The sequence below is a fragment of the Mesorhizobium sp. M7A.F.Ca.CA.004.12.1.1 genome (assembly GCF_003997835.1).
Taxonomy (GTDB): Bacteria; Pseudomonadota; Alphaproteobacteria; order Rhizobiales; family Rhizobiaceae; genus Mesorhizobium.
Window position 1 is genome coordinate 1 of sequence record NZ_RZRK01000137.1, and the last position, 10,253, is coordinate 10,253.

The 10,253-nt window shown below is 64.0% G+C and carries 12 protein-coding genes; 9 read left to right on the forward strand and 3 right to left on the reverse strand.

Translation table 11 applies throughout. The annotated features are described in order from the left end of the window. On the reverse strand, positions 1–117 hold a 117-nt coding region (locus tag EN984_RS09950), incomplete at its 3' end, for an HTH domain-containing protein (protein ID WP_127383722.1). 135 nt (positions 118–252) lie between these two features. Here EN984_RS09950 and EN984_RS09955 point away from each other — a divergent pair. The 6 genes from EN984_RS09955 (at position 253) to EN984_RS09980 (ending at position 7,237) form a co-directional block, all read left to right on the forward strand. Next, on the forward strand, positions 253–1,347 hold the full coding sequence (locus EN984_RS09955; RefSeq protein ID WP_023812530.1) for a class I SAM-dependent rRNA methyltransferase: 1,095 nt from the start codon (positions 253–255) through the stop codon (positions 1,345–1,347). Further along, a complete protein-coding gene (locus EN984_RS09960; RefSeq protein ID WP_013529576.1) occupies positions 1,344–2,201 on the forward strand; it encodes an RNA methyltransferase in 858 nt (285 codons plus the stop codon). The genes EN984_RS09955 and EN984_RS09960 overlap by 4 nt, the downstream gene beginning before the upstream one ends. 13 nt (positions 2,202–2,214) lie before the next feature. Then, positions 2,215–2,703 carry a signal peptidase II gene (gene lspA, locus EN984_RS09965; protein ID WP_127269341.1) on the forward strand — a complete coding sequence of 163 codons (489 nt, stop codon included), beginning with the start codon at positions 2,215–2,217 and terminating at the stop codon, positions 2,701–2,703. A gap of 57 nt (positions 2,704–2,760) precedes the next feature. Next, the gene (locus tag EN984_RS09970; protein WP_127269342.1) at positions 2,761–3,750 is read left to right on the forward strand and encodes an MDR family oxidoreductase; all 990 of its coding nucleotides are present in this window, start codon (positions 2,761–2,763) and stop codon (positions 3,748–3,750) included. A gap of 138 nt (positions 3,751–3,888) precedes the next feature. Beyond that, complete coding sequence (locus EN984_RS09975; RefSeq protein WP_127272653.1) at positions 3,889–6,180, forward strand: PAS domain-containing hybrid sensor histidine kinase/response regulator; 2,292 nt, start codon at positions 3,889–3,891, stop codon at positions 6,178–6,180. Positions 6,181–6,361: 181 nt separating this feature from the next. Beyond that, positions 6,362–7,237 carry a GNAT family N-acetyltransferase gene (locus EN984_RS09980; protein WP_023812526.1) on the forward strand — a complete coding sequence of 292 codons (876 nt, stop codon included), beginning with the start codon at positions 6,362–6,364 and terminating at the stop codon, positions 7,235–7,237. 85 nt (positions 7,238–7,322) lie between these two features. On the opposite strand, the gene EN984_RS09985 is transcribed toward EN984_RS09980, so the two are convergent. Together EN984_RS09985 and grpE are read right to left on the reverse strand one after the other, a co-directional pair. Next, entirely contained in the window at positions 7,323–7,955 is a 633-nt protein-coding gene (locus tag EN984_RS09985; RefSeq protein ID WP_127269659.1) for a trimeric intracellular cation channel family protein, read from the reverse strand. 119 nt (positions 7,956–8,074) lie between these two features. Continuing rightward, the gene (gene grpE, locus EN984_RS09990; protein WP_127269660.1) at positions 8,075–8,710 is read right to left on the reverse strand and encodes a nucleotide exchange factor GrpE; all 636 of its coding nucleotides are present in this window, start codon (positions 8,708–8,710) and stop codon (positions 8,075–8,077) included. Positions 8,711–8,949: 239 nt separating this feature from the next. On the opposite strand from grpE, the gene EN984_RS09995 reads away from it, so the two are divergent. The 3 genes from EN984_RS09995 to EN984_RS10005 form a co-directional block, all read left to right on the forward strand. After that, complete coding sequence (locus EN984_RS09995; protein ID WP_127269662.1) at positions 8,950–9,150, forward strand: hypothetical protein; 201 nt, start codon at positions 8,950–8,952, stop codon at positions 9,148–9,150. Between the two features lie 99 nt (positions 9,151–9,249). Next, positions 9,250–9,627, forward strand: coding sequence for a hypothetical protein (locus tag EN984_RS10000; protein ID WP_127269664.1), 378 nt, complete (start codon positions 9,250–9,252; stop codon positions 9,625–9,627). Positions 9,628–9,778: 151 nt separating this feature from the next. Further along, positions 9,779–10,253 (forward strand): fatty acid desaturase (locus tag EN984_RS10005; protein ID WP_206517417.1); only part of this gene is annotated, 475 nt, incomplete at its 3' end.

Genomic DNA, 10,253 nt, shown 5'->3' on the forward strand with positions numbered 1-10,253 from the left:
GCGGTAGAGTGTGCGAATCGAACTCCCGAGTTCATCGGCCAGCGCCTGTCCGCTCACTGGCCGGCGATGCCGGCGCAGGCACTGGATCAGGTCGAGCAGGCGTTCGGAGCGGGACATCCGGTAGATTTGCCTGTTTCTTTGACATTGGTCCATCGCGGCCAACCTGAACCGGAGAGGCCGACCTGTCGGACTTGGTTGCGAAGCCGGTTGCCCTATGTCAAAAGCGGCCACGCCGTTCGGAGTTGCCCCCGCTTGAAGTCTTTTCGCGACAAACGCCGCGACAACCGTCCACATCCATCCGCGAAGGGTGCGGCGGACGTGTCACGTCCGCGTCCCGGCCAGGCTCCCGCCAGACCGGAAGCGCCACCGCGCGAGCGCCATGAGGCGAAGACGGAAAGTCGTTCCGAACCGAACTCGGCGCCGCGCATCCTGGCCCGCCGCGAAGGCGCTCTGCCCGCCGAACATCTTCCCGTGATCCTGGAAGTGGCGCCCAATGCCGATTATGCGCTGCTCGACAGCGGCACCGGCCAAAAGCTCGAACAATATGGCCCCTACCGTATCGTGCGGCCCGAGGGCCAGGCGATCTGGCAAAAGGCCTTGCCGGCAAAGGAATGGGAGCGTGCCGACGCCGTCTTCACCGGCGACACCGACGAGGAGGGCATCGGCCGCTGGCGTTTCCCCAAGCTGCCGCTCGGCGAGACCTGGCCGATGAAGCATGACGGCATCGACTATCTCGGCCGTTTCACCTCGTTTCGTCATGTCGGCGTCTTTCCCGAGCAGGCCTCCCATTGGGATCACATGGCCGGGCTGATCGCGGCGGCGAAGCGGCCGGTCAAGGTGCTGAACCTGTTCGGCTATACCGGTCTCGCCTCATTGGTGGCGGCTCGCGCCGGCGCCGAGGTCACCCATGTCGATGCCTCGAAGAAAGCGATCGGCTGGGCCCGTGAAAACCAGGAGATGGCCGGCCTCGGCAGCAAGCCGATCCGCTGGATCGTCGACGACGCGGTCAAATTCGCCGAGCGCGAGGAGCGCCGCGGCAGCCGCTACGACATCATCCTGTTCGACCCGCCGGCCTATGGCCGTGGCCCCAAGGGCGAGGTCTGGCAATTGTTCGAGGATCTGCCCGATTTGACCGATCTCTGCCGGGCGATCCTGACGCCGAAGCCGCTTGCCGTGGTGCTGACCGCCTATTCGATCCGCGCCTCCTTCTTCGCCATCCACGCCCTGATGCGCGATACCTTTGCCGGCATGGGCGGCAAGATTGAATCGGGTGAGCTGATCATCCGTGAAAAGTCCGCTGGCCGGGCGCTCTCGACCTCATTGTTTTCGCGCTGGGTGGCTGAATGAACGAGCGGCATGCAGGCGCACCTGGCCAGGTGAAGGAGGTCACCAGCCTCGCCAATCCGCTGGTCAAGGACATCAAGGCGCTCGCTCAGAAGAAATTCCGCGACCAGCAGAACGCCTTCATGGCCGAAGGGTTGAAGCTGGTTATCGATGCGCTCGATCTCGGCTGGCAGATCAGGACATTGGTTTTCGCCAAGGCCGGGCGCGGCAACGCGGCGGTGGAGAAGGTGGCCGCACGCACGGTTGCCGCCGGCGGCATGGTGCTCGAAGTGTCGGAAAAGGTGCTGGTGGCCATCACCCGCCGCGACAATCCGCAAATGGTGGTGGGCGTCTTTTCGCAAAAATTCCTCGCCTTGAAGGATGTCCGCGCCGACAATGGCGACGTCTGGGTGGCGCTCGACCGGGTGCGCGACCCCGGCAATCTCGGCACCGTCATCCGCACCGTCGATGCCGTCGGCGCCAAAGGCGTCATCCTGGTCGGCGATACCACTGATCCATTCTCCGTGGAGACGGTGCGCGCCACCATGGGTTCGATCTTTGCCGTGCCGGTGGCCAAAGCGACAACCGAGGCTTTCCTCGCCTGGCGAGGCGGGTTTTCAGGCCTCGTCGCCGGAACCCACCTGAAAGGCGCCGTCGACTACCGCTCGGTCGATTTTTCACGCGGGCCCGTGCTGCTGATGATGGGCAACGAGCAGCAGGGACTGCCCGAAAGCCTGGCTGCGAGTTGCGACAGGCTGCTCAGGATTCCGCAAGCCGGCCGTGCCGATTCGCTCAATCTGGCCGTTGCCACCGGCATCATGCTGTTCGAGATCCGGCGCGGCGCGCTCAAGCTCGAGCCAATCCTGGACCAGCAATGAAGGTTGCCCGCCCGTGAGATCATGGTCTCCCTACGCACTGCTTGTCGTCGCGGCCATCGCGCTCGACCAGTGGATAAAATACCTGGTCGAGGCCGATCTGCCTTTTCAGGAGAAGGTTGATCTGCTGCCCTTCCTGGCGCTGTTCCGCACCTACAATACCGGCATCGCCTTCTCGATGTTCTCGTCCTTCGGCGACACCGGGTTGATCGTCATCTCGCTTGTCGTCGTTGCTTTCGTGCTGTTCCTGGCGACGCGGATCGCGCCGTCCCAGATCCTTGCCCGCACCGGCTTTGCGCTGATCGTCGGTGGCGCTCTGGGCAATCTGATCGACCGCGCCGTCTACGGCCACGTCATCGACTATATTCTGTTTCACACGCCGGTGTGGTCCTTCGCCGTCTTCAACCTTGCCGACGCCTTCATTTCGGTGGGCGCGGCACTGGTCGTCTTCGACGAGCTGTTCGGCTGGGGACGCGAACCCAAAGCCAGACCTTCCAAGGATTGACCCCGTGCGGCCATCGCCGCACAGTTCATGTCGCCAAACAAGATCGCGGAGAAAGACATGTCCGAAACCTTCAAAGCCATCCTCGTTTCGCGTGACGCCGAGAAAAAGCAGTCGGTCAACGTAACCGATCTCACCGAGGCCGACCTGATGGAAGGCGATGTCACCGTCGCGATCGAGGCAACGACGGTGAACTACAAGGATGGCCTGGCGATCACGGGCAAGGCGCCGGTGATCCGCCACTGGCCGCTGGTGCCGGGCATCGATTTCGCCGGCACCGTCGTCTCGTCCTCGCATCCCGACTGGCGCACCGGAGACAAGGTCATTCTGAACGGCTGGGGCGTCGGCGAAACCCATTTCGGCGCCTATGCTGGCCGCGCCCGCGTCAAGGGCGACTGGCTGGTGCCGCTGCCGCAAGGCATCAGCCCGCATGACGCGATGGCCGTCGGCACCGCAGGCTATACCGCCATGCTCTGCGTCATGGCCCTGGAGCGGCACGGCATCCTGCCTGATCGCGGCCCGGTGGTGGTGACGGGGGCGGCCGGCGGCGTCGGCTCGGTCGCGGTCTCGATCCTGTCCAGCCTCGGCTACCATGTCATTGCTTCCACCGGCCGCAATGCCGAAAGCCCCTTTCTGATCGACCTTGGCGCCGCCGAAGTGATATCGCGCGAGGAGCTTGCCCAGCCGGCCAAGCCGCTGGCCAAGGAGCGCTGGGCCGGCGGCATCGACGCAGTCGGCAGCCACACGCTGGCCAATGTGCTGTCGATGACCTCCTACGGCGGCGCGGTCGCCGCCTGCGGCCTGGCCGGCGGCATGGACCTGCCGGCCAGCGTCGCGCCCTTCATCCTGCGCGGCGTCTCATTGCTCGGCATCGATTCAGTGATGGCGCCTAAAGCAGTCCGCCTCGAGGCATGGCGCCGCATCGCCACCGACCTCGATCTGCAGAAGCTCGCCAGCCTGTCCAGCACCATCGGGTTCGACGGCATCGTCGATGCCGCGCACGACATCGTCGACGGCAAGATCCGCGGCCGCGTCGTCGTGGATATGTGACTCCGCCCAACTGCCGGAAGGGATGGAATCGCCAGATCTGGCGGCAAACCCGCCGCGCCTCGGCAAAAAGCGCTCATCCGCTAAAATTCGAACGATCCGCCGCAATTTTCCATAATCTCTGTCTGGCAAGGATTTCGCATGATCGCGGAATCCGGCAGCCAACAGGCGGACACTGGCGACGACGTCGATGCGGTGCTCCCGCCGGCGTCGACGCGGCGCTTCGTCGCCGCGCCGCCGCTGGTGCCCGAGCCGGAATTCTCCAGGCGCGAAAGCCTGCCCTTTCTGACATTCGTCGCCATCGTGTTGGTGGCCGGGCTGGCGCATCTGACCGGGGCACCGATCTTCATCAGCGTCGCATTGCTGGCAACCGGCCTTGCCGGCCTTGCCCTGCATTTGCGCGCCAGGCGGAGCGAACATCGCACCTCCGCCCTTCTTGACGAAACCACTGCCCGCAGCCGCGCCGAGATCGAGACGCTGGCCGACCGCATGTGGGAGATGCAGGAGAGCGACGAGCGCTTTCGCGGCCTGATCGACGCGCTTGGCGATCTCGTCATCCATCGCGACCGCGACGGCTACATCGTCTATGCCAACAAGGTCTTCGCCGATCTCGTCGAGATCGACCAGCGCGACCTCGCCGGCAAGACCCTGGCGGAACTGGGCATCGAGGTCGGCATGGTTCCCGATGCCGCCTTTTCCGACCATGAGTGCCTGAGTTCCACCGATGTCTCCATCAGCACGCCGAGCGGGCAGCGCTGGTTCTCTTGGATCGAACTGTCGGTGCGCGACAAGGACAGCGGCGCCGTTTCACACCGCGCCATCGCCCGCGACATCACCGCCCGCAAACGCGCCGAATCGTCGCTGATCACCGCACGCGAACGGGCCGAATATGCCAGCCAGGCCAAATCGCGCTTCCTCGCTACCGTCAGCCATGAAATCCGCACCCCGATGAACGGCATCATGGGCATGGCCAGGTTGCTCGCCGACACCAGCCTGTCGCCGGAGCAGCAGACCTATGTCGGCGCCGTCTCGACCTCGGCCAGCGCATTGCTTGCCCTGATCGAGGATCTTCTCGACTATTCCAAGATCGAAGCCGGGCGCTTCGACCCCGAGCCGCAGCCGATGTCGGTGCGCGAGATCGCCGACAACATCATCGAATTGCTGGCGGCGCGCGCCTTCGCCAAGGATATCGGACTGGGTTGCCATGTCGAACCCGACGTGCCGCAATTGATCACCGCCGATCCGGGCAAGGTCAGGCAGGTGCTTCTCAACCTCATCGGCAACGCCATCAAGTTCACCGACAGCGGCGGCGTGCTGGTGAGCATAGCACGCGCACGCACCGAAACCAGCGACCGCATATGCTTCACCATCGCCGATACCGGTCCGGGCCTGCGTGACGCCGACCTGGAGCGCATTTTCGAGGAATTCGAGCAGGCCGACGGCACGTCGACACGCACACATGGCGGGGCCGGCCTCGGCCTTGCCATCTCCAGACGCCTGGTGGCCGCCATGGGCGGCACGATCTCGGTATCCAGCCGGCTCGGCCAGGGATCCGAATTCGTCTTCGAAATCCCTGCGATAGCGGCCACCGAAGCGCCGCAGGGCCACCAGAATGCTCTCTCGGGCAGACGCGCGGTGATCCTGTCGAAGAACGCCGTCGAGGCCGACGCCATCGCCCGCACCATCCGCGCCAATGGCGGCGCGGTCGACATCGCCACCACTGCAGCACAGGCCGCGCCTTTCGCCGCCGGCTGCGATGCGATCCTGGTCGATGCAGCGATGGAAGAAGGCGACGGAAGGCTGCTCAAGCGCCTGCGCCAGAGCGGTTTCTCCGACTGTGAGGCGATCACGCTGATCGCGCCGACCGATCGCGGCATGCTTGGCGAGTTCCGTGCCAGCGGCTACGCAACCTTCCTGGCCAGGCCAGTGCGCGGCGGAACACTTTTGCGTGTGCTGTTGAGCAGCCATGCTCCGAGCCTCGGCCCGCCGCAGCCCGAAAAGCGCGGCGCGCCGTCGCTGCGCGCCGTCGGCAACCGCCAGCGCGGCCTGTCGGTGCTGATCGCCGAGGACAATGACATCAACGCCATGCTGGCCCGCGCCACGCTGCTGAAGGCCGGGCATCGCGTCAGGGTGGTTGGCAACGGCAAGGCCGCCGTCGAGGCTGTCACCGGCGCCGCGCACAAGGACCGCTTCGACGTGGTCTTGATGGATCTGCACATGCCGGTCATGGACGGGCTGGACGCGATCGCCGCCATCCGCCGCCATGAGGAAGAAAGTGCCGTGCGGCCGGTACCGATCATGGTGCTGTCGGCCGACAGCCAGGAAAAGACCCGCCATGCGGTGTTGGCCCATGGCGCCAGCGGCTTTGTCACCAAGCCGCTCGACCCCGAGGCGCTGGTCAATGCCGTCGAGGGCCAGGTCGTCGCAGCCTGAGCTTTCCACCGCCCATCCGCACCGCGCGATCACTTAAACGTAGCCGGTTGATCGTATTCGCCAGCCGACGAAGTATTGCCCACGGCGTCGTATCACGGTACTGTCACAATCCTGTTGCACCTACACCGTATCCCCGTGCCAAGAGGGATGGCTCGAAGGAGAATCACTCGTGCATACAGTTATGCCGGAATGTGACACTCGGCCGAACGCCAGCAGCGCCTTGCTTGCCGGACGTAACGTCGATTCCGTCATAAAGGGCGCGGCGCTGGGCCGTATAGGCAATCTTGAAGTGCGGCTCGCTCGCAACGAGGCCGAGATCGCGGCCGCGCAGGAAGTGCGCTACCGGGTGTTCTACGACGAACTTGGCGCCAGGAAGGACCTGTTCCAGGCCCATGACCGCCGTGACGCCGACCGGTTCGATCCGCTCTGCGATCATCTGCTTGTTTTGGACACCACGCTTTCCGGTCCCGAACATCGCCGCATCGTCGGCACATATCGGCTGCTGCGGCAAGAAATCGCGGCCACGGCCGGCGGTTTCTATTCCGAAGGTGAATTCGAGCTGACCAAGCTCATCGCCCGTCACCCCGGCCAGCGTTTCCTTGAACTCGGCCGCTCCTGCGTTTTGCCGGAATACCGCTCGAAGCGCACCATCGAGGCGTTGTGGCAAGGCATCTGGGCTTACATCAACCATTACGAAATCGGTGTGATGACTGGTTGCGCTTCCTTCCACGGCACCGTGCCGGCGGCGCATGCCGAGGCGCTCACCTACCTCGCCCACCACTGCCGCACCAATTCGGCCTGGGACGTGCGCGCGGTGTCCGGGCGCTACTGCTCGATGGACCTGATGCCGATCGAGGCCGTCAATGCCAAGGCGGCGATCGCCGCGATGCCGCCTTTGGTCAAGGGCTATCTGCGCGTCGGTGCCCGCATCGGCGACGGCTGCGTCATCGATCGCGAATTCTCGACGGTCGATGTGTTCGTCGTGATGCCGGTCAAGGAAATCGGCGCCCGCTACGTCAACTACTATGGCGGCGAAGCCCAGCGCTTCGCAGCATAGCGAATAGCGAATAGAAAGTAGCGAGAGCTATCTCGTTCAGCTCCTATTCGCTATTCGCTATTCGCTACTCGCTATTCGCTTCCTTTCACAAAATATCTTCCGGCCGCCGGCCGGGTCGGCTCTTGTAGGACGGAAACGACCAGCCGAATTTGAGCGCACCGCCACGCACGAGGAACGCCGCCGCAAAGCCGGCAAGGTTCGAGGTGAGCGGCGGCAGTCCGGCAAGATCGCCAAGCGTGTAAAGCCCGGCACCCGCAAGGGCGGCCGTGACGTAGATTTCGGGCCTGAGCAGCACCGATGGCTCGCCGGCAAGGAGATCGCGCAAAATGCCGCCGAAAGTGGCGGTGAGCACGCCGGTGATGACGGAGACGACCGGCGAGCCGGTAATCGCAAGCCCCTTGGCCGCGCCCATCACCGAAAAGGCGGCGAGCCCGATGGCGTCGAGCCAGAGCAGCCATTTCCAGCGCGATTCGACACGATGCGCGCTGAAGAAGACCAGCACCGCAACCGCGGCGCAGACCAGCACATAGCCGGAGTTGGCGACCCAGAAAACCGGCAGGTTGAGGATGACGTCACGCAGCGTGCCGCCGCCTATCCCGGTGACGCTGGCCAGGAACAGGAAGCCGATGATGTCGAGCTGCTTACGCGAAGCCGCAAGCGCGCCGGTCGCCGCGAAGACGGCGACACCGGCATAGTCGAGAAGCGCGATGGCATTCATGCAGACCAGGGGAGTAAGGGAAGAGGAGAATAGGAGAATAGGAGAGTATGTTTATCACAAAGCCGCACCGTTGGTACGCTCCCTTACTCCCTTACTCCCTTACTCCCTTACTGCCCTAACTACGCATCCTTCTCAGCCTGCTCGTTCACCGGCCCCGGCTCAACCGGTGCTTCAGCGGCGGCGAACTTCGGACCACCCTTGGCGACGCCGACCATGGCCGGGCGCAGCACGCGGTCGCCGATCGAATACCCCGGCTGCACGACCTGGACCACGGTGTTGGCCGGGACATCCGGATTGGGCACTTCGAACATCGCCTGGTGGAAATTGGGATCGAACTTCTCGCCTTCCGGCGCGAGCTTCTTGACCCCATGCCGTTCCAGCGCCGACAGCATGGCGCGCTCGGTGAGGTCGACGCCTTCGATCAGCGCCTTGAAGCCGGCGTCACCCGATGCCTTGGCCTCGGCGGGAATCGCATCCAGCGCGCGGCGCAGATTGTCCGACACCGACAACATGTCGCGGGCGAAATTCGCGACCGCGTAGGTTCGCGCATCGTGCACATCGCGCGCCGTGCGGCGACGCAGGTTTTCCATCTCCGCCGCCACGCGCAGCGCGCGGTCCTTCAGCTCTTCATTTTCCTTCAGCAGCCGCACAAGGGCTTCATAGTCGCCGTCGGTGCTGCCTTCCGTGCGCTCGGCTGTGGGCTCGGTCGCCTCGACTTCGTCGGGCGCGCGTTCGTCTTTTGCCTGGTCGCTCATCGCCGTTTCCCGTCAATCTCGAATGATGTGGATTTTGTGCCCGATATCGATGTTTGGTGGCCAAAAATCAAGGGGTAAGCGACTATGGAAGCCGCCGGCCAAGGCCGGGCAATGACAGGCAAGACATTTCGACTTTAATTCAAATTTTACCTTAACCGCGGGCTTTGCTTGCCATACAGGCATGATGGGGGAACCATTCTCTTGCTGCAGGAGTTTCGAAGCCGACACAGGATTTTGAGATGATGACCCGCAACATGGGCGAAAAGGCAGAGGGGCTGGCCATCGAGATCAGGCGCCAGTTCGGCGCCGAGGCGGTGACCCGCTTTCTGCGCACCTTGCCGGCCTTCCGCACCGAGGCCGACATCCCCGATCGGTTCAGAGAACTGCTCGACCGCCTCGATGGGGCGGAGCGCGGTGACATCGGCTGGCGCCGGCGGTAACGCAACAATCGATCTTGGCAGCAAACCTCCTATCGGCAATAGCCGGGGAGAGCCGAACCATCTAAGGATAGATGTGTTGTGGTTCAATGGAGGACGTAAATGCGCAAGGTTTCGATCACCTCATCGCTGATAGCGTTTGTCGGCCTCGGCGCCATCACCTTGGCGGCCTTTCCGGCACAAGCAGACAATCTTCAGCTGCAATTGGGCAAACATGGCCCGCGGCTGAAGCTCATGGAAGATTGCGACCCCGCCTACGACGATTGCGAAGGCCCCCGTCGCGACGATCGGCGCGACCGCCGTCAACGAGGCTGCACGGAAGACCGGGCTCTCGACAAGGCAGACCGAATGGGCATCCGCCGCGCAAGGATAGAGTCCGTCGGCCGCCGGGAGATCACGGTCCGCGGCAGACAGGGCGGCGACCGCGTGCGCGTGACTTTTGGCACCGAGCGCGGCTGCCCTATCCTCGATCGCGAATAGCGATCGACCAGCGGAAAACCGACGCTCAGAGCCATCAGCAGGTCGAGCTGGCGGGTTGGCAGGCTCGATCGCCAAGCTACGCGACAATTACGCACAGTAATTTTGCGTGATGTTGCCTTGCGGCGGCGAGGCGCCCCGCCTATGCTTCCTGATGAACATGATTTCCCCTGAGGCGGTCGCCAACAGCAAGCGCGCCTGGTTGAAGATTCTCGCCCGCTACAAGAAGCCTGACAGGCGGCGCAGCGCCGTCGAACTCGCCATCACCCTCATTCCATTCGCCATACTCTGGGGGCTGTCTTCGGCGGCTTATGCCTATGGCCATTGGTGGGGACTGGTCCTCATCCTCCCCGCGGCCGGGTTTCTGGTGCGCATCTTCATGATCCAGCACGATTGCGGCCACGGCTCCTTCTTCGCCAATCGTTACGCGGACGACTGGATTGGCCGCGCGCTCGGCATCCTGACGCTGACGCCCTACGATTGCTGGCGGCGCGCCCACGCGACGCACCACGCCAGCGCCGGCAATCTTGACGAACGCGGCATGGGCGACATCCGGACGCTGACCGTTGCAGAATACCGGCAGATGTCGTGGCGGGGCCGCCTCGCCTATCGTCTCTATCGCCCTCCGC